17 protein-coding genes are annotated in these 17994 nt (G+C 54.8%); 7 read left to right on the plus strand and 10 right to left on the minus strand.

Annotation, left to right across the window (positions count from 1 at the left end):
• The first annotated feature begins 25 nt into the window (after window positions 1–25).
• Complete coding sequence (dld, locus tag RY075_RS15330; protein WP_003859288.1) at window positions 26–1783, plus strand: D-lactate dehydrogenase; 1758 nt, start codon at window positions 26–28, stop codon at window positions 1781–1783.
• Between the two features lie 102 nt (window positions 1784–1885).
• Window positions 1886–2440: a GNAT family N-acetyltransferase gene (locus RY075_RS15335; protein WP_003859289.1), complete on the plus strand. Its 555-nt coding sequence runs from the start codon at window positions 1886–1888 to the stop codon at window positions 2438–2440.
• Window positions 2441–2536: 96 nt separating this feature from the next.
• Here RY075_RS15335 and pbpG read toward each other — a convergent pair whose 3' ends face one another.
• Both pbpG and RY075_RS15345 read right to left on the minus strand, forming a co-directional pair.
• Complete coding sequence (gene pbpG, locus RY075_RS15340; RefSeq protein WP_015572329.1) at window positions 2537–3460, minus strand: D-alanyl-D-alanine endopeptidase; 924 nt, start codon at window positions 3458–3460, stop codon at window positions 2537–2539.
• A gap of 167 nt (window positions 3461–3627) precedes the next feature.
• On the minus strand, window positions 3628–4215 hold the full coding sequence (locus tag RY075_RS15345; RefSeq protein ID WP_003859296.1) for a Yip1 family protein: 588 nt from the start codon (window positions 4213–4215) through the stop codon (window positions 3628–3630).
• A gap of 157 nt (window positions 4216–4372) precedes the next feature.
• Between RY075_RS15345 and RY075_RS15350 the strand changes: the two genes are divergently transcribed.
• Window positions 4373–4945: a DedA family protein gene (locus tag RY075_RS15350; RefSeq protein ID WP_045343063.1), complete on the plus strand. Its 573-nt coding sequence runs from the start codon at window positions 4373–4375 to the stop codon at window positions 4943–4945.
• Between the two features lie 56 nt (window positions 4946–5001).
• Here RY075_RS15350 and RY075_RS15355 read toward each other — a convergent pair whose 3' ends face one another.
• From RY075_RS15355 to dusC, 3 genes are all read right to left on the minus strand, one after another.
• Window positions 5002–5766 (minus strand): SDR family oxidoreductase, encoded by a 765-nt coding sequence (locus tag RY075_RS15355; RefSeq protein ID WP_022651513.1) that lies wholly within the window; start codon window positions 5764–5766, stop codon window positions 5002–5004.
• Window positions 5767–5816: 50 nt separating this feature from the next.
• The gene (mdtQ, locus tag RY075_RS15360) at window positions 5817–7235 is read right to left on the minus strand and encodes a multidrug resistance outer membrane protein MdtQ (RefSeq protein ID WP_338627817.1); all 1419 of its coding nucleotides are present in this window, start codon (window positions 7233–7235) and stop codon (window positions 5817–5819) included.
• 332 nt (window positions 7236–7567) lie between these two features.
• The gene (gene dusC, locus RY075_RS15365; protein ID WP_003859306.1) at window positions 7568–8503 is read right to left on the minus strand and encodes a tRNA dihydrouridine(16) synthase DusC; all 936 of its coding nucleotides are present in this window, start codon (window positions 8501–8503) and stop codon (window positions 7568–7570) included.
• Window positions 8504–8671: 168 nt separating this feature from the next.
• Between dusC and RY075_RS15370 the strand changes: the two genes are divergently transcribed.
• The 4 genes from RY075_RS15370 (at window position 8672) to sanA (ending at window position 11610) form a co-directional block, all read left to right on the plus strand.
• A complete protein-coding gene (locus RY075_RS15370) occupies window positions 8672–9067 on the plus strand; it encodes a CidA/LrgA family protein (RefSeq protein ID WP_003859308.1) in 396 nt (131 codons plus the stop codon).
• Entirely contained in the window at window positions 9064–9759 is a 696-nt protein-coding gene (locus tag RY075_RS15375; protein WP_003859310.1) for a CidB/LrgB family autolysis modulator, read from the plus strand. Before RY075_RS15370 ends, RY075_RS15375 begins: the two co-directional genes overlap by 4 nt.
• Window positions 9760–9887: 128 nt before the next feature.
• A complete protein-coding gene (gene cdd / locus RY075_RS15380) occupies window positions 9888–10772 on the plus strand; it encodes a cytidine deaminase (protein ID WP_003859312.1) in 885 nt (294 codons plus the stop codon).
• A gap of 127 nt (window positions 10773–10899) precedes the next feature.
• Complete coding sequence (sanA, locus tag RY075_RS15385; protein ID WP_039274159.1) at window positions 10900–11610, plus strand: outer membrane permeability protein SanA; 711 nt, start codon at window positions 10900–10902, stop codon at window positions 11608–11610.
• A 127-nt stretch (window positions 11611–11737) separates the two neighbouring features.
• Here the strand turns inward: sanA and mglC are convergent, their stop codons facing one another.
• The 5 genes from mglC to yeiB form a co-directional block, all read right to left on the minus strand.
• A complete protein-coding gene (gene mglC / locus RY075_RS15390) occupies window positions 11738–12748 on the minus strand; it encodes a galactose/methyl galactoside ABC transporter permease MglC (RefSeq protein WP_003859318.1) in 1011 nt (336 codons plus the stop codon).
• Between the two features lie 15 nt (window positions 12749–12763).
• Window positions 12764–14284, minus strand: a complete 1521-nt coding sequence (gene mglA, locus RY075_RS15395) for a galactose/methyl galactoside ABC transporter ATP-binding protein MglA (protein ID WP_109949181.1) — start codon at window positions 14282–14284, stop codon at window positions 12764–12766.
• A gap of 79 nt (window positions 14285–14363) precedes the next feature.
• On the minus strand, window positions 14364–15362 hold the full coding sequence (gene mglB / locus RY075_RS15400) for a galactose/glucose ABC transporter substrate-binding protein MglB (protein WP_017383382.1): 999 nt from the start codon (window positions 15360–15362) through the stop codon (window positions 14364–14366).
• Between the two features lie 295 nt (window positions 15363–15657).
• The gene (gene galS / locus RY075_RS15405) at window positions 15658–16680 is read right to left on the minus strand and encodes an HTH-type transcriptional regulator GalS (RefSeq protein ID WP_109949180.1); all 1023 of its coding nucleotides are present in this window, start codon (window positions 16678–16680) and stop codon (window positions 15658–15660) included.
• 155 nt (window positions 16681–16835) lie between these two features.
• A complete protein-coding gene (yeiB, locus tag RY075_RS15410) occupies window positions 16836–17993 on the minus strand; it encodes a DUF418 domain-containing protein YeiB (RefSeq protein WP_032659578.1) in 1158 nt (385 codons plus the stop codon).
• Between the last annotated feature and the right edge of the window lies 1 nt (window position 17994).

Raw genomic sequence — 17994 nt, forward strand, 5'->3', positions numbered from 1 at the left:
TTTGCCCCACCACAAGGAGTGGAAGATGTCTTCTGTTCGAACTGACGATAACACTACATTTATTAACGAACTGTCGCGCCTGGTTGGTCACTCTCACCTGCTTACCGACCCGGCTAAAACCGCCCGCTACCGCAAGGGCTTCCGCTCCGGTCAGGGCGAGGCACTGGCGGTGGTCTTCCCCGGTACGTTGCTCGAACTGTGGCGCGTGCTCAGCGCCTGCGTTGCGGCAGACAAGATTATTTTAATGCAGGCTGCTAACACCGGCCTGACTGAAGGCTCCACGCCGAACGGCAACGATTACGATCGTGACATCGTGATTATCAGCACCCTGCGCCTCGACAAACTGCACCTGCTGGACAAGGGCGAACAAGTACTCGCCTTCCCCGGCACCACGCTCTACTCGCTGGAAAAGGCGCTTAAGCCGCTGGGTCGCGAACCGCACTCGGTGATCGGCTCGTCGTGCATTGGCGCCTCGGTGATCGGTGGGATCTGCAATAACTCCGGCGGCTCGCTGGTGCAGCGCGGCCCGGCCTACACGGAGATGTCGCTGTTTGCCCGTATCGATGAAAACGGCAAGCTGACGCTGGTTAACCATTTGGGGATCGATCTGGGCGTAACGCCAGAGCAGATCCTCAGCAAACTTGACGATGACCGCGTGAAGGACGAAGACGTTCAGCACGATGGCCGTCACGCGCATGACCACGATTACATCACCCGCGTGCGCGATATCAATGCCGATACGCCAGCGCGCTATAACGCCGATCCGGATCGCCTGTTTGAATCCTCCGGCTGCGCGGGCAAGCTGGCCGTTTTTGCGGTGCGCCTCGATACCTTCCCGGCAGAGAAAAAGCAGCAGGTGTTTTACATCGGCACCAATCAGCCGGAGGTGCTGACGGAGATCCGCCGTCATATTCTGGCCGAGTTCACTCACCTGCCGGTGGCGGGCGAGTATATGCACCGGGACATTTACGACATCGCCGAGCGCTACGGCAAAGATACCTTCCTGATGATCGACAAGCTCGGCACCGACAAAATGCCGTTCTTCTTCACCATGAAGGGCCGCACCGATGCGATGCTGGAGAAAGTGTCGCTCTTCAAGCCGCACTTCACCGACCGCTTTATGCAGAAGCTGGGCAACGTCTTCCCGGCGCATTTACCGGAGCGGATGAAGACCTGGCGCGACAAGTATGAGCACCATCTGCTGCTGAAAATGGCCGGGGACGGAATTGACGAAGCGCAGAGCTGGCTCACCGAATTCTTCAAAACCGCCGACGGGGATTTCTTTGCCTGCACGCCGGAAGAAGGCAGCAAAGCCTTCCTGCATCGTTTCGCCGCGGCGGGTGCCGCTATCCGTTATCAGGCGGTGCATTCCGAAGAAGTGGAGGATATTCTGGCGCTGGATATCGCCCTGCGTCGCAACGATACCGAGTGGTTTGAACATCTGCCGCCGGAGATCGACAGCAAGCTGGTGCATAAGCTCTATTACGGCCACTTTATGTGCTATGTCTTCCACCAGGATTACATCGTGAAAAAAGGGGTTGATGCACACGCGCTGAAAGAACAGATGCTGGCGCTGCTGCACGAGCGTGGCGCGCAATATCCTGCCGAGCACAACGTGGGACACCTGTATAAAGCGCCGGAGACGCTTAAACAGTTTTATCGCAAAAATGACCCTACAAACAGTATGAACCCCGGCATTGGTAAGACAACGCGGAAGAAATACTGGAAAGAGAGTGCCGAATCAGAGCAGCACAATACGCAAGCCTCTGATGAACTCATATAGCCAAATTTAAGAGATTGTTAAGCTCTCCTCAAACGTACTAGAGTATCTGCCTGTTGCCAGAGAAACGTTTCTCTGGCTTTCCAAACAAGGAGCGGGCAGAACATGTCGGCTGTAGAAACTTTCCCCGAAACTGAAATCGAGGTGCGCGACGCCCTTCCTGACGATGCGCATGCCATCTCGGCGATATACGCCTGGCATGTGCTTCATGGCCGTGCGTCCTTCGAGGAAGTTCCCCCCACCGTCGATGAGATGCGTCAGCGGATGAAGAGCGTGACCGACAGCGGTTTACCGTGGCTGGTTGCGCTGTATCGCGGCATTGTTGTCGGCTACTGCTACGCCACGTTTTATCGTCCACGCCAGGCTTATCGCTATACCCTTGAAGAATCCATTTATGTGGATGCCAGCACCACCGGCCGCGGGTTTGGCTCGGCCTTACTCCAGGCACTGATCGCCCGTTGTGAACAAGGACCGTGGCGGCAGATGATTGCCGTGGTCGGCGACGGGCAAAATAACCCCGGGTCGTTGCGGCTGCATAAAAAGCACGGTTTCGAAATTGTGGGTCAGCTCAGAAGTGTGGGATATAAAAAAGGCGACTGGCGGGACACGGTGATGATGCAGCGCCCGCTCAACGACGGGGACTGGACGCTGCCGGAATAAACGCAGTGCGGTCTGGTGCCCTCACCCCGGCCCTCTCCCACAGGGAGAGGGAGAAAACATAAAAAACGGTAACATGCGTTACCGTTTTGCTTTTTCCTAATCGTTCTGCGCCGTCGCCATCTGTTCCGCTTTCTGCTTTTTATACGCCAGCGCTGAAGCCGGCACCGGCTGCACTTTCCCGGTTTCAATCCAGGTACGCAGGCGGCTGGCATCCGCGAAGTGGGTATATTTGCCGAAGGCGTCCATCACCACCAGCGCCACTGGCTTACCGTTAAATACGGTGCGCATAACCAGGCAGTGTCCTGCCGCATTGGTGAATCCGGTCTTGGTTAACTGAATATTCCAGTTATCGCGATACACCAGATGGTTAGTGTTGCGGAACGGCAGCGTATACGCCGGGTTCGAGAATGTCGCCATCTCCTCACGCGTGGTGCTGAGCTGACCAATCAGCGGGTATTGCTTACTGGCGATCAGCAGCTTTGTTAAATCACGCGCCGTCGAGACGTTATGGATCGACAGACCGGTTGGCTCCACGAAATGGGTATTTTTCATCCCCAGCGCTTTGGCTTTGGCGTTCATCGCGCGGATAAACGCGTCGTAACCGCCAGGATAATGGTGGGCAAGGCTCGCCGCCGCGCGGTTCTCTGAGGACATCAGCGCCAACAGCAGCATATTTTTACGGCTAATTTCACTGTTCAGACGCACGCGAGAGTAGATCCCTTTCATCTCTGGCGTGTGGCTGATATCCACTTTTAGCTTTTCGTCCAGCGGCAGTCGTGCATCAAGCACCACCATCGCGGTCATGACTTTGGTTATGGAAGCGATCGGGCGCACCAGATCCGGATGACTGGCGTAGATCACCTTGTTGGTATTCAGGTCAACGATCATCGCGCTGCCGGACGCAATCTGGGGTTGCGCAGCAGCGGTGGCGACTGCGGTCGTTTTGGCGATGGCTGGCGCGGTAGCGGAGACGCCCAACAGCAGCGCAAGACTAAGGAGTGACACTCGAAATTTCAGCATGATGAGACTTCTGATAATGATTCACGCACGTTATGACGTACACCGCCTGTGTCGACGGATAAACACAGGCTGGCTTCGGCATCATAGCGGTCACCGTGCGTTGTCGCCAGCGGAGAATCATGACCAGATGCTGCATTGCTGGCATTTACGCCAGCAATGCAGGGAACTTAGAAGAGACGGTATCCATAACCCCAAAGAATAACTGTCAGGGCCAGTAGCGCCTCCAGGACCAGTACGCCGATGGCAAGCGTAGAGCTGGAGAAGCTCAGGCCCTCTTCTTTATTGATATTGAGGAAGGTTGGCACCCCTACATACAGCAGATAACCGGTGTAAAAGAGGGCAACCGTACCGATCAGCGCGCACAGCCAGACCAGTGGATAGAGCGCGACAATACCGCTTAAAAACAGCGGGGTCGCGACGTATCCGGCGAAGACCATACAGTGTGCCAGCGACGGGCGCTGCGGATAGTTGCGCGCCATCCAGTGGATGACCCGCCCCATCACCGCCACCCCGGCCAGCATCAGGCCATAAAACAGAATGGCCAGGTACAGTCCGGTGAACCAGGAAAGCTGAACCACGGTGCCGTCACCAAAGTTCCAGCCTATCTGCGTAGTACCAATAAATGCGCAGACCACCGGCACCGCTGCCATCAGCAGGACATGGTGGGTATAGTGATGCGCGACCGTTTCGTTCTCGTTACGGATGACCTGCATTTCACGATCGGGATGGGAGAAAAGTCCCCAGACATGGTTCATAACGCCCCCTTGTTGTCGGCCCGTCAGCGATAGCTTAAGTATAATGCAGGCTTTAGATTATTTTATGTACAGTGGGAAATTTCCGTTGATTGCCGCGCGGTTAATGGATGGGGTATATGATTAACGCAGGCACAGTAAGGGAGACGACGTTTACGTAATGGATATCAACGGTCTTATTGAACAATATGGATACGCCGCGCTGGTGATCGGCAGCGTGGCGGAAGGCGAAACTATCACGCTGCTGGGCGGGGTGGCCGCACACCAGGGATTGCTGAAATTCTCGCTGGTGGTCGCCGCCGTCGCGTTGGGCGGTATGATTGGCGATCAGCTGCTCTATTTTCTGGGGCTGCGCTTTGGCCCGACGCTTTTGCAACGTTTTGCCAGGCATCAAAAGAAAATTCGCCGCGCCCAGCGGCTGATCCAGCGACATCCTTATCTGTTTGTGATTGGTACCCGCTTTATGTACGGTTTTCGCATCATTGGGCCGATACTGATTGGCGCGAGTCGTTTACCACCGAAAATTTTCCTGCCGCTGAACATTCTCGGGGCGATTGCCTGGGCGTTGATTTTCACCACGCTTGGCTACGCGGGTGGCGAAGTGATTGGCCCATGGCTGCATAATCTTGACCAGCACCTGAAGCACTGGGCGTGGTTGATCCTGGTGGTTGCGGTGGTGATTGGGGTACGGCTGTGGCTGAAGCATCGTGAAAAGCGGCGGGATGAAGAGTGAGTTCGGCCTGCTGCCCTCACCCCGCCCCTCTCCCACAGGGAGAGGGAGAAGGGTATCTACCCTTCCGGCTTAAACTGCGGATTCGCCAGCATAAAACCGCCGTCAACGATAAACGACTGCCCGGTGGTGTAGCTGGCGTCACTGTCACACAGCCACGCCACCAGGCTGGCAATTTCTTTGGTATGCCCTGGCCGTGCCAGCGGGATTTCCGGCATTGAGCCTTCTTTCACTTCGCTGTCGTCCATATCATTCATCGGCGTGGCGATCGCACCGGGCGCAACGGCGTTCACCAGGATCTTATGCTGCACCAGTTCCAGCGCCATTGATTTGGTTAACCCGCCCAGAGCGTGCTTTGCGGCGGTGTAGGCGCTGGCATCCGGCAGCGGAGTATGTTCATGAACCGAGGTGATGTTCACGATCCGCCCCCCTTCCCCCTGCTTCACCATCTGACGCGCCGCGATTTGCGAGCAGAGAAACGCACCGTCCACGTCAACGGTGAAAATGTTTCGCCAGTCATCAAATGACAGTTCCAGAAAAGGCGCTTTGTTCATCGCCCCGGCATTGTTAACCAGCACGTCCAGCCGCCCGAAGCGGGAAATCAGCGTTTCAATGGCCTTTGCGCCTTCTGGCAGAGTACCCAGGTCGAGATGGATGGCCTCGGCACGCTGACCGCGCGCTTCAACCTCACGGCAGGTTTCCAGCGCCCCTTCCTCATCTGAGTGCCAGGTCACCCCGATATCAAACCCGCGCTCGGCCAGCATCAGGGCCGTCGTTTTGCCAATTCCTGAATCCGATGCGGTAACAATTGCGACTCGCGTCATACTCACCTCCTGAAAATCTGCAAAGAGGTAAGTATAGATAATGCGCAATGTTAGCCGTGATGATATCCGCCACCCAGCGCGGAGGTGAGCTGGAGCGTGGCATCCACGTACTGACCTTTCAGCATCAACCCGGCAATACGCTCTTTGAGCGCCGGAATTTTTGCTTCACTCACCCGGGAGCCGGCAATGATCCCCGCCCTGAAGCGCGCCTGCGCCAGCGCGACGACGCGCGCCGCATCTTTTTCGATCTGCTGCTGGTGCTGATTTTTGGCGGTCAGCGTTTCCAATTCGCTGGCCGTCCGGGCGACCTGGTTTACGGCATCTACCACGGCCTTGTTGTAGTTCGCCACGGAGAGGTTGTTTTGCGCCTGGGCGATATCCAGGTTCGCATTCAACCGACCGCTGTCAAAAATTGGCAGCGTCAGCCCCGCGGTTACGCCCATTTGCTGCGCAGATGAGCGGAACAGGTCGCTCAGGTGCAATGCATCCTGCTGCAAGAACGCCATCAAATTGATGTCAGGGTAGAACGCGGCTCTGGCGGCATCGACTTCGCTCATGGATGCTTCGATATACCAGTGCGCCTCCTGCAAATCCGGGCGCCGAGCCAGCAGTTCATAACCGAGCGTTGATGGCAGCGATGCCTCTGCGTCAGGTAAGGCATGCCGTGCGAGCGTGACTGAAGGGGTATTGGTCAACGCATTCAGACGCGCCTCAATGGCCTTCATTTTGCCGTGCACGTCAGCGAGCTGTTCATCGGTTTTGCTGGCACTGATATCCGTTTCAACCCCTTCCACCGAGGAGGTAATGCCGTGCTGATAAAGCTCCCGATCGGCACCGATGATATTTTCCTGCTCCCGTTTGATCTGCGCGAGCACGTCACCCACCGCGGCCTCGGTCTGCCAGTCCCAGTACAGCCGCGCGACGCTGCTGGCGAGCAGCTGGCGGGTCTGCTCCAGCTCCGCTTTTTGCGCATTCACCTTACCAATGCGGGCCTCAATTTGGGCGCGGTTTTTACCCCATAAATCCAGATCCCAACCCGCCGTCAGACCAAAGGTGCCGTTGGTATACCAGGGGCCGGTGGTCCCCGCTGCCGGGTCGGTCAGTGCAAATGGCCCCATCAACCCCTCTGCCGACATCTTTTGCCGTTCCACATCTGCGGAAAAATCCATTTGTGGACCCTCAGCAGCGACAGCGGCTTTCGCCAGTGCTTCCGCCAGGGTGATACGCTGACGGGCAATTTGCATATCCGGCGCATCCGCCAGCGCTTTGTCGATCAGCGCGTTGAGCTGGGGGTCGTTAAAGTCTTTCCACCATTCGCTTTTTGGCCAGTCGGCATGACGCAGTTGGGTATTTACAGTTGCGGCGGCGGCTTGCGTTTTTACTGGTGACACCGTGGCATGTTCCGGCGCGCAGGCGGCCAGCATAAAAACAAGAGGAGCACTCAGAGATAAAGTAAGAGAACGTTTCATTACGCCATGAACTCAAAAAAAATAAAGGCGCAACTTACGCTTACTGACGTTCCGTTTTTTAGTAACGCGTGGCAATCCGCATATTGTTATACATTTTCATATCCGGAAATTTATTCCCCAAGACAATGAGTTAATTTCATGTATTCATGCTAATTATGAATTGACTGCTACACTTACTTCGACAGACATACGCAGGAGAGGCGAATGAAAATATTATTGTGGGTTATTTTGATTATATTTCTGATAGGGCTGCTGGTGGTAACCGGCGTATTTAAGATGATTTTCTGATTCCGTTGCCCGGCTCCGCGCCGGGCAAACTCTTCACACTTCGCTCAGGACTTCGACTGGATCACCCGGGCAATATCCGCAGACGTCTGTAGGGTACGGATCTCCTGAAATAATCCCAGCGCGTCGTCGTACTCTTTACGCAAATAACTCAGCCACTGTTTAATGCGCGCGACGTGATACAAGCCGGTATCGCCCTGTTTTTCCAGCCGCGTGTATTTTTGCAGTAGTTTCACCACATCCGCCCACGGCATCCGCGGTTCATTATATTTCACCACCCGGCTGAGGTTCGGCACGTTCAGCGCACCGCGGCCAATCATCACGGCATTACAGCCGGTCTCTTTGAGGCAGGCCTGCGCGCTCTCGTAATCCCAGATTTCGCCGTTGGCAATCACCGGAATCGTAAGCCGTTTGCGGATCTCGCCAATCGCCTGCCAGTTAATGCGCTCGGCTTTATAACCATCCTCTTTGGTTCGCCCGTGCACCACCAGCTCGGTGGCGCCCGCCTGCTGCACCGCGTCAGCAATTTCAAACTGCTTATCGCCGCTGTCCCATCCCAGACGGACTTTGACCGTCACCGGCAGATGCGATGGCACTGCCTCACGCATGGCCTTTGCGCCGCGATAAATCAGCTCCGGATCTTTAAGTAGCGTCGCCCCCCCGCCGCTGCCGTTGACCAGCTTTGACGGACAGCCGCAGTTAAGATCGACGCCGTACGAACCAAGCGCTACCGCGCGGGCGGCGTTTTCAGCCAGCCACTCAGGATACTGGCCGAGCAGCTGGACGCGCACCAGCGTACCGGACGGCGTGCGGCTCTGACGATGCAGTTCCGGACAGAGACGATAAAATGATTTTTCTGGCAGCAACATATCGACCACGCGCAGAAACTCCGTCACGCAGAGATCGTAATCGTTCACCTCGGTAAGCAGCTCGCGCACGAGAGAGTCGAGCACGCCTTCCATCGGGGCCAGTAAAACACGCATTCTGAGTACCTGTGAAAAAAGACGCGCTATAGTAGCTGCTCTCTATGTATGTTGAAAGCCCGGCGTTCCATTCCGGAATGTCTGGTATGCCCAAAATTCATGATGTGATCCGTGGCACATTTTCAGGTTTAATTGTATGATGAATACGTCTCAGCAAGGACTTTCACCATGAGCAAATCACTGAATACTATCTGGCAATACCTTCGCGCCTTCGTCCTCATTTATGCCTGCCTGTACGCCGGCATTTTTATCGCTTCGCTGCTGCCGATTACGATACCCGGCAGCATTATCGGCATGCTGATCCTGTTTGTACTGCTGGCATTACAGGTGCTGCCCGCAAAATGGGTCAACCCAGGGTGCTTCGTTCTCATTCGCTACATGGCCCTGCTTTTTGTGCCTATCGGCGTTGGGGTTATGCAGTATTACGATGTGCTTAAAGCGCAGTTCGGCCCGATTGTGGTCTCCTGCGCCATCAGTACGCTGGTGGTTTTCCTGGTCGTCAGCTGGAGTTCACACATTGTGCATGGCGAACGTAAGGTCGTCGGGGAGAAAACAAAAAAATGATGGCGAATATCTGGTGGTCCCTGCCGTTAACCCTGGTGGTGTTCTTTGCTGCGCGTAAGCTTGCGGTGCGTTTCAAAATGCCGTTGCTCAACCCGCTGCTGGTCGCCATGGTGGTGATTATTCCTTTTCTGCTGCTCACCGGCATTTCTTATGAGCGTTACTTCGCCGGGAGCAAGATCCTTAACGATTTGTTGCAGCCTGCCGTGGTGGCGCTGGCGTTTCCTTTATATGAGCAACTGCATCAGATCCGCGCGCGCTGGAAATCCATCATAACCATCTGCTTCGTGGGGAGCCTTGTTGCGATGATCACCGGCACCTCGGTGGCCTTAATGATGGGCGCATCGCCGCAGATCGCCGCCTCTATCCTGCCTAAATCCGTCACCACGCCGATTGCCATGGCCGTGGGCGGCAGCATCGGGGGCATTCCGGCCATCAGCGCCGTGTGCGTGATTTTCGTCGGTATCCTGGGCGCGGTGTTTGGTCATACGCTGCTGAATATCATGAAAATTCGTACCAAAGCGGCACGCGGTCTGGCGATGGGTACCGCCTCGCACGCGCTGGGCACCGCACGCTGCGCGGAACTGGATTATCAGGAAGGGGCATTCAGCTCGCTGGCGCTGGTGATCTGCGGGATTATCACTTCCCTGGTCGCGCCGTTTATCTTCCCGATTATTCTGGCAGTAATGGGCTAAAATTTGCGATGCGTCGCGCAAATTTCATTTTCATTTCATAAGTTGCACACATAATGAGATTTGGATCACATATAAAGGCCGTACGGCTCCGTACACTACCGATCCATTAACCTTGATGAGGCAACGTCATGCATCCACGTTTTCAAGCTGCTTTCTCTCAGCTTGCAGAGAATTTGCAATCAGCCCTGGCTCCGGTTCTGGCGGATGCGCATTTCCCCGCCCTGCTGACGGCAGATCAGGTCACGACGCTTAAACAGGCAACGGGGCTGGACGAAGACGCGCTGGCTTTCGCCCTGCTGCCCCTGGCGGCTGCCTGCGCCCGCGCTGACCTTTCCCATTTTAACGTAGGCGCAATTGCGCGCGGTGTGAGCGGGACCTGGTACTTCGGCGGAAACATGGAGTTTCTCGGTGCGACCATGCAGCAAACCGTCCATGCGGAGCAGAGCGCCATCAGTCACGCCTGGCTACGCGGCGAAAAAGCCCTGCGCGCCATCACCGTCAACTATACCCCTTGCGGCCACTGCCGCCAGTTTATGAATGAGCTGAACAGCGGTCTTGAACTGCGTATCAACCTGCCGGGACGCGCACCGCATACGCTGCGTGATTACCTGCCGGATGCTTTCGGCCCGAAAGATCTTGAGATCAAAACCCTGCTGATGGACGAGCAGGACCACGGTTATGCGCTCTCAGGGGATGAGCTGAGCGAAGCGGCCATTGCCGCCGCCAATAAAAGCCACACGCCATACAGCAAATCTCCAAGCGGCGTCGCCCTTCAGTGCCGCGACGGCCGCATCTTCACCGGCAGTTACGCAGAGAACGCCGCGTTTAACCCGACGCTGCCTCCGCTTCAGGGCGCCCTGAACCTGCTTAGCCTGAACGGGTATGACTACCCGGATATTCAGCGCGCAATCCTGGCTGAAAAGGCCGATGCGCCGCTGATCCAGTGGGACGCGACCGCAGCCACGCTGAAAGCGCTGGGCTGTTCAACCATTGACCGCGTGCTGCTGGCATAATCTGTTCGGCGGGCAGAGTTGCCCGCCAGTCTGACGAAAAACCCCTCAGTTGAATCGCTGTTTCTTGCGCTAACCAGGCGGGTACAGTAGCCTGAGGGAAATTTCATCATCGGTACGAGCCATCTGCATGTTAAAGCGCGTGTTTTACAGCCTGTCTGTCCTGGTCGGCATACTGCTGTTGATCGTGCTGGGTCTCGACCGCTGGATGAGCTGGAAAACAGCCCCCTACATTTTTGATGACCTACAGGACCTCCCCTACCGTCAGGTTGGCGTGGTGCTTGGCACCGCCAAGTATTACCGCACCGGCGTCATAAATCAGTATTACCGGTATCGTATTCAGGGCGCGCTGAACGCCTATAACAGCGGCAAGGTGAACTATCTGCTGTTGAGCGGCGATAACGCGCTGCAAAGCTATAACGAGCCGGTGACGATGCGCAAAGATCTGATTGCCGCAGGCGTCGACCCGGCCGATATCGTGCTCGACTACGCCGGATTCCGCACGCTTGATTCCATCGTGCGTACCCGCAAGGTGTTCGACACCAATGATTTCATCATCATTACCCAGCGTTTCCACTGCGAGCGGGCGCTGTTTATCGCCCTGCATATGGGCATTCAGGCGCAGTGTTATGCGGTGCCATCGCCAAAAGATATGCTGAGCGTGCGCGTGCGTGAGTTTGGCGCCCGTTTCGGCGCGCTGGCTGACCTGTACCTGTTCAAACGTGAACCGCGCTTTTTAGGCCCGCTGGTGCCGATCCCAACGATGCACGAAGTGCCGGAGGATGCGCAGGGTTATCCGGCGGTAACGCCAGAGCAGCTGCTGGAAATGCAGAAGAAGTAATAACTGATGTCGGGTGGTGGCTTCGCCTTACCCGACCTACGATCGCGATTTTGTAGGCCCGGTAAGCGTCGCGCCGCCGGGCAAAAAAAGGCCCGCTACGTGAGCGGGCCTTTTCATTCTGAAGAACTTACTTCTTACGCGCGTACTTCAGTGAATCCAGGGCAACCGCGAAGATGATGATCGCACCCTTGATAATGTACTGCCAGTACGGGTTCACACCGATGTAGGTCAGGCCGTAGTTGATAACGGTGAAGATGATCACACCGGTCACCACGCCCAGCACGGTACCCACGCCGCCGCTGAAGGAGACGCCGCCAACCACGCAGGCCGCAATCGCATCCAGTTCGTACATAAAGCCGAGGTTGTTGGTTGCAGAGCCGATACGGCCTGCTTCCAGCATCCCGCCGAAGGCGTAGAAGACCCCGGACAGGGCATAAATCATCAGCAGGTTCAGAGCCACGTTGACCCCGGAGACCTTCGCCGCTTCCGGGTTACCGCCGATAGCAAAGATGTTTTTACCGAAGCGGGTTTTGTTCCACAGGATCCAGACGAATGCCACCGCAATCAGCGCATAGAAGGTGATATAGGAGAGACGGAAGCTGCCGAGCGCAACAAACCCCTGCGTGAAGGTCGAGAAGCCGCTGTCGAAGCCAGAGATTGGAGACGCGCCGACGAAATCGTAGTACAGGGAGTTGATACCATAAACGATGATCATCGTGCCAAGCGTAGTGATGAATGGCGTCACGTTCAGGTAAGCAATAATGATGCCGTTAATCAGGCCAATTACCGCGCCGATGGCACACACGATCAGGATCACCACGAAAATCGGCATGGTCGCCATCTCCGGGAATACCTTGTTGGCGTTTTCCATCGACTGCAACAGGGTCGCCGCAATGACCGCCGCCAGACCCACCTGGCGCCCTGCCGAAAGGTCAGTCCCCTGAGTAACGATAAGCCCCGCCACGCCAAGCGCGATAATAATACGGACGGAAGACTGGGTCAGAATGTTACTCAAGTTCAGCAGACTTAAGAACGTAGGGTCCTGGAAAATAATAATCGCCAGCAAGACTAAAAGAACAACGTAAATACCGCCTTCTTTCAGATAAGTGAGAAAACTTTTTTTATTTAACGCACTCATGAGGAGCCCCTGATCTTAAAGGTGCAAAGACGCAAGACGCAAAATTTCGTTTTGCGTTGTCGTTTTGGTTTCAACAATACCGGCAACGAGACCATTGCTCATAACCAGAATACGGTCTGTGATCCCTAACAATTCCGGCATTTCGGAAGAAATAATAATGATCCCTTTATCTTTTTTCGCCAGCTCTGCGATAAGCTGGTAAATCTCGAATTTTGCACCCACGTCGATACCGCGCGTAGGTTCATCCAGCATCAGAATTTCAGGCTGGGTTAATAGCCAGCGACCAATAATGACTTTCTGCTGGTTTCCTCCCGAAAGTGAGCCAATTTGCGTGCGGTGGCCCGGCGTTTTCACGCGCATGGAGTCAATCACCCACTGGGTATCGCTCTTCATGCGGGAATTATCCAGCAGCCCGACCTTGTTTTTGTAATTGCGAATATTAGAAATTAACGAGTTAAAGTTAATATCCAGATAAGCGTAAATACCGGTGGAACGACGCTCTTCCGTCACCAGCGCAAAGCCATTATTAATGGCTTCGTTGGCGTTGTGGTTGTTGATCTTCTTACCGTGCAGCGTAATGGTGCCTTCGGCTTTCTCACGGATACCAAACAGGGTTTCCACGATATCGGTGCGCTTAGCGCCCACCAGCCCAGCGATGCCAAGGATCTCCCCCTTGTGCAGATCGAAAGAGACATCGCGGATAGACGGCTGACGCAGCGAGGTCAGGTTACGCACCTCCAGAATCACTTCGCCTGGCTTGTTTTCTTTATCCGGGAAGCGCTGGTTCAGAGAACGGCCAACCATCATGGCGATGATCTTGTCCATGTCCAGCCCTTCCAGCGGCTGGGTGGCAATCCACTGACCGTCGCGCAGGATGGTGATTTCATCGCACAGCTGGAAGATCTCTTCCATTTTATGTGAGATATAGACAATGCCACAGCCGCGATCTTTCAGCTTACGAATAATGGTAAAAAGGTGGTTAACCTCTTTTTCCGTTAATGACGATGTAGGTTCATCCATGATCACAATTTTCGCATCATATGAGAACGCTTTGGCAATTTCGATCATCTGCATCTGGGAAACGGATAATGTCCCGACGCGGGCGCGCGGGTCGATATCAATATCCAGCTCATCAAAAATGGCTTTGGTGTCGCGATACATTTTATCCTGATCGACAAAGACACCTTTGGTTGGATAACGACCCAACCACATATTATCCATAACTGAACGTTGCAGGACCAGGTTTAATTCCTGGTGTACCATCGAGATACCGTTCTCCAGCGCTTCTTTCGCTGAATGGAAGTCGATCTCTTTTCCCAGAAAAAGAATGCTGCCAGAATCTTTTTGATAGATCCCAAAAAGGCATTTTAATAATGTTGATTTACCCGCACCGTTTTCACCCATTAATGCATGAATAGAGTGAGGACGAACTTTTAAATTAACATTATCGAGCGCCTTAACACCGGGGAATGACTTATTGACACCGGTCATTTCCAACAAGTATTCACCGGACGACTGAGTAGTTGTGCTGACCATAATTATACCTTGTTGGCCTCGCATATCGCGTTATAAAAGGGCGCAACGAATTGCGCCCAGTGAAGACAATGCAGATAACTTATTTACCTATAAACTCAGCCAGGTTGGACTGGTCTACGCCCACGTAAGGAACGCGAACGATTTTGTTGTCAATTTTCCAGTTAGTCCCGTCAGCGGCACCTTTACCATCGGCCAGATTTTTCGCCAGATCGAAGGTGGCTTTCGCCTGGTTGTTGGCATCGTTCAGCACGGTACCGGCCATAGCGCCAGATTTCACCAGCGCCAGCGCTTCTGGCAGGGCATCCACACCGAATACAGGAATGGCGGATTTGTTGTGTGCTTTCAGCGCTTCTACCGCACCCATTGCCATCGCATCGTTGTTGGCAATGACCACTTCAATTTTGTTGGCGTTAGGGCCGGACAGCCACGCGTCCATCTTATCTTTCGCCTGAGCGGTATCCCACATTGCGGTGTCTAACGCCAGCTGCTGGGTTTTAAGGCCCTTGTCGTTCAGCTCTTTAATAACGTAGGTGGTACGTGCTTCAGCATCTGGATGGCCCGGTTCGCCTTTCAGCAGAACGAACTGAATCTGACCATCTTTGTTCAGATCCCAGTTTGGGTTCGCCGCCCAGTGTTTCGCAATCAGATCGCCCTGGATAATCCCGGACTCTTTGGAGTCGGTACCCACGTAATACGCTTTGTCGTAGCTGTCCAGCGCTTTACGGGAAGGTTCTTTGTTGAAGAAGACAATTGGCACGTTCTGGCCGCGCGCTTTCTCGATCACCGTGCCTGCCGCAGCCGGGTCAACCAGGTTAATAGCCAGCGCTTTCACGCCTTTTGCCAGAAGAACGTCAATCTGATCGTTCTGTTTGGACTGGTCATTCTGGGAGTCATTCATCAGCAGTTGCACGTCTGGCGCTGATTTAGCATCTTTTTCAATTGCTTTACGCACAACGGACATGAAGTTATCGTCGTATTTATAGATAGTCACGCCAATACGGGTATCCGCTGCGTGTGCTGCTGCGCCAAAAAGCATGCTTGCCATGACAGCAGACAGAGTCAACACCTTCTTATTCATGGTATCTCCGGTTTTTTTTATGCAGGGTAGTTCTTGTGAAAAACGGTCGGCGGGCAGATGTTAATAAAACGTTACTGATCGCCGAAGTTCACTTATAAAATGTCCAGCTTCCGTGTTCGGTAACGCTCCAGAAATGCGTTTTATTCGTTGTTTGAGGCATTGTGATAACGGTAAAAGTGAATAATCACCGTTACATTGTGTTTCAGCCCCTAAAACGCTGACATCATAGACAGCGGCTTGTTAAGATACTGTGAATTTACTCACAGATTGAAAACGGTTACATCACGTGATGTTATCAGTTAGTGATCGGAGCCACAGTTTGCCGGATAGCGACCGAATGGCGGCGTACTAAAGTCGGCATAAAACAATGCGTTGCGTCAGGATCTAACAGCCCAGCCGCCCCCTGTAACGCCAGCTCTGTCGCCAGTTTCGCCATCGACGCAATAGGGTAACGCACCGTTGTCAGCTGCGGATCGGTGTAACGGGCAATGGGGATATCATCAAAACCGATCAGCGATAAATGCTGCGGTACCGCAATGCCATTATCTTTCAGCGCGGTAAGCGCACCTGCCGCCATGCTGTCGTTATAGGCAAACACGGCCGTCATCTGAAGATTACGCCCCAGCAGTTCAACCATTGCCGCTTCACCGCCCTGCATGTCCGGCGAACCGGTACCTACCCAGCTCTCCAGCGGCGCAATGCCCTGCTCTTTCAGGGCGTTTTGCCAGCCCTCGCGGCGCATCATGTCGTCTTCAATACCGTGGCTGGAAGCCAGATAACCTATGCGCTGATGGCCGTTGCTGATGAGCATCCGCGTCGCCATCATCGCGCCGCTGATGTTATCCAGACCGACGCAGCGATGCGCGTAGCCGGGGACGATACGGTTGATCAGCACCATGCCGGGGATCTGCTCCATAAACCCGGCCAGCTCTTCATCGCTCAGGGCTTTTGAGTGCACAATCAGGGCGTTACAGCGCTGGCGGATCAGTACCTCAATGGCATAACGCTCTTTTTCAGCCTCGTGATAGCTGTTGCCAATCAGCACATATTTCTGGTGCTGCTGGGCAACCACATCCACCGCTTTGACCAGCGCGCCGAAGAAGGCGTCCGACACGTCCATCACCACTACGCCAATGGTATCGCTGACCTGCGTCGCCAGCGCCTGGGCATTGGCGTTTGGCCGGTACCCCAGCTGGGTCACGGCTTTCATTACGGTTTCACGCGTTTCAGGGCTGACCAGCGCACTGTTGTTCAGCACACGGGAGACAGTAGCAACAGAAACACCCGCCTGGCGGGCGACGTCACGAATGGTGATCATATTCACCACCCTTTAAAGGATTGCAGCAACTCACAGACACCCCCTGTGTTTAGCAAGGTGGCTATTCTGGCAGCGAGATAGAGGAGACTACGTGAAGAAGCTCACACAGATGAAAACGCTTACATCCGTTTTGTTAATGATTGTGATCCAGATCGTTATCTGGATGTATTACGCAATGACACGCCCGAAGCACGAGCGGTTAACTGTCGCCATGCCCATTCCAGCGGGCCCTGACGGAAAAAACGCAGCCAGACAACTGAAAACACCACGTTAACAATCCAGACCGGAATAACAAACGCCAGCAGCGTCAGGCGATCGAATTTCATAAACAGGCCGAATCGGTAGAAAAGCGTGGTGCATATCAGCGTTTGCAGGATGTAATTGCTTAACGCCATCCGCCCGACGCAGGCCACCGCACTGACGATCCACAGGCGAGAAAGCTGGGGCCAGAAGCCATAGATCAGCGCCGCATAGCCAATGGTCTGGAACGGCGCGCTCAGTTCGCGCGGCACCTGCAACAGGAACGCACACCAACGGTAATCCCATTGTAGATGCCACTGCATCATCACCGCCGGGAGGTTGATGATCACGCCGAGCAGCACCAGCCCTGCACCCGTACGACGATAGTGTCGCAGGCTAAATTCCCCTTTCAGCCAGCCGGTGCGCATCAGGGCTGCACCCATCAGCATCATCCCCGCCAGCTGCCAGCCGTATTGCGCGCCCAGCGCCAGCAGGTTATCGCCGAGCATATCGGCCCGGTTGCCGATCGCTTCCATGCCGCCTTTCAGCTTCCAGAACTGCTCATATTGCAGGTTGGCCGCATCCGGGATCCATGAACGACTGGTGGAATCATCGGCAATCATGCCAAGCAGCAATAACACGGCCAGTCCCATGACATAGAGCATCACGCCGGTGTTAAACAGGCTTTTCACACCGGGTGCGTCGCGGATCAGCCGCCAGCAAATCAGGCCCACCAGACCATACGCGAGCAGAATATCGCCGTCCCAGAAAAGCAGCCCGTGAATAAAACCGAGGATAACCAGCAGCGTTAAACGCGACTGGATCCAGCGCGTACCGCGTTTGAGCAGAAGCTGAAGTCCCGCGCCAAACAGAAGCGCAAAGAGGGTCAGGAATTTCACCTGTGCAAAGAGATCGAGGATTGCCCACGTCCAGGCGTCGCTACGCGTGATGTCGCCATACCACGCAGGATTCAGATAGGCGGCCTTCGGCAGACCGAAGGCGCTGATATTCAGCAGCAGGATACCGAGAATGGCGACGCCGCGAACAAAATCGAGCGTGACGTTTCGCTCCATG

This window comes from Enterobacter sp. JJBC (assembly GCF_036936505.1).
Classification (GTDB): domain Bacteria; phylum Pseudomonadota; class Gammaproteobacteria; order Enterobacterales; family Enterobacteriaceae; genus Enterobacter; species Enterobacter hormaechei_C.

What these genes read in the sequence shown, in the direction of transcription:
- dld (WP_003859288.1), top strand. Translation starts at nt 26, where the DNA reads ATGTCTTCTGTTCGAACTGACGATAACACTACATTTATTAACGAACTG.
- RY075_RS15335 (WP_003859289.1), top strand. Translation starts at nt 1,886, where the DNA reads ATGTCGGCTGTAGAAACTTTCCCCGAAACTGAAATCGAGGTGCGCGAC.
- pbpG (WP_015572329.1), bottom strand. Translation starts at nt 3,460, where the DNA reads ATGCTGAAATTTCGAGTGTCACTCCTTAGTCTTGCGCTGCTGTTGGGC.
- RY075_RS15345 (WP_003859296.1), bottom strand. Translation starts at nt 4,215, where the DNA reads ATGAACCATGTCTGGGGACTTTTCTCCCATCCCGATCGTGAAATGCAG.
- RY075_RS15350 (WP_045343063.1), top strand. Translation starts at nt 4,373, where the DNA reads ATGGATATCAACGGTCTTATTGAACAATATGGATACGCCGCGCTGGTG.
- RY075_RS15355 (WP_022651513.1), bottom strand. Translation starts at nt 5,766, where the DNA reads ATGACGCGAGTCGCAATTGTTACCGCATCGGATTCAGGAATTGGCAAA.
- mdtQ (WP_338627817.1), bottom strand. Translation starts at nt 7,235, where the DNA reads ATGAAACGTTCTCTTACTTTATCTCTGAGTGCTCCTCTTGTTTTTATG.
- dusC (WP_003859306.1), bottom strand. Translation starts at nt 8,503, where the DNA reads ATGCGTGTTTTACTGGCCCCGATGGAAGGCGTGCTCGACTCTCTCGTG.
- RY075_RS15370 (WP_003859308.1), top strand. Translation starts at nt 8,672, where the DNA reads ATGAGCAAATCACTGAATACTATCTGGCAATACCTTCGCGCCTTCGTC.
- RY075_RS15375 (WP_003859310.1), top strand. Translation starts at nt 9,064, where the DNA reads ATGATGGCGAATATCTGGTGGTCCCTGCCGTTAACCCTGGTGGTGTTC.
- cdd (WP_003859312.1), top strand. Translation starts at nt 9,888, where the DNA reads ATGCATCCACGTTTTCAAGCTGCTTTCTCTCAGCTTGCAGAGAATTTG.
- sanA (WP_039274159.1), top strand. Translation starts at nt 10,900, where the DNA reads ATGTTAAAGCGCGTGTTTTACAGCCTGTCTGTCCTGGTCGGCATACTG.
- mglC (WP_003859318.1), bottom strand. Translation starts at nt 12,748, where the DNA reads ATGAGTGCGTTAAATAAAAAAAGTTTTCTCACTTATCTGAAAGAAGGC.
- mglA (WP_109949181.1), bottom strand. Translation starts at nt 14,284, where the DNA reads ATGGTCAGCACAACTACTCAGTCGTCCGGTGAATACTTGTTGGAAATG.
- mglB (WP_017383382.1), bottom strand. Translation starts at nt 15,362, where the DNA reads ATGAATAAGAAGGTGTTGACTCTGTCTGCTGTCATGGCAAGCATGCTT.
- galS (WP_109949180.1), bottom strand. Translation starts at nt 16,680, where the DNA reads ATGATCACCATTCGTGACGTCGCCCGCCAGGCGGGTGTTTCTGTTGCT.
- yeiB (WP_032659578.1), bottom strand. Translation starts at nt 17,993, where the DNA reads ATGGAGCGAAACGTCACGCTCGATTTTGTTCGCGGCGTCGCCATTCTC.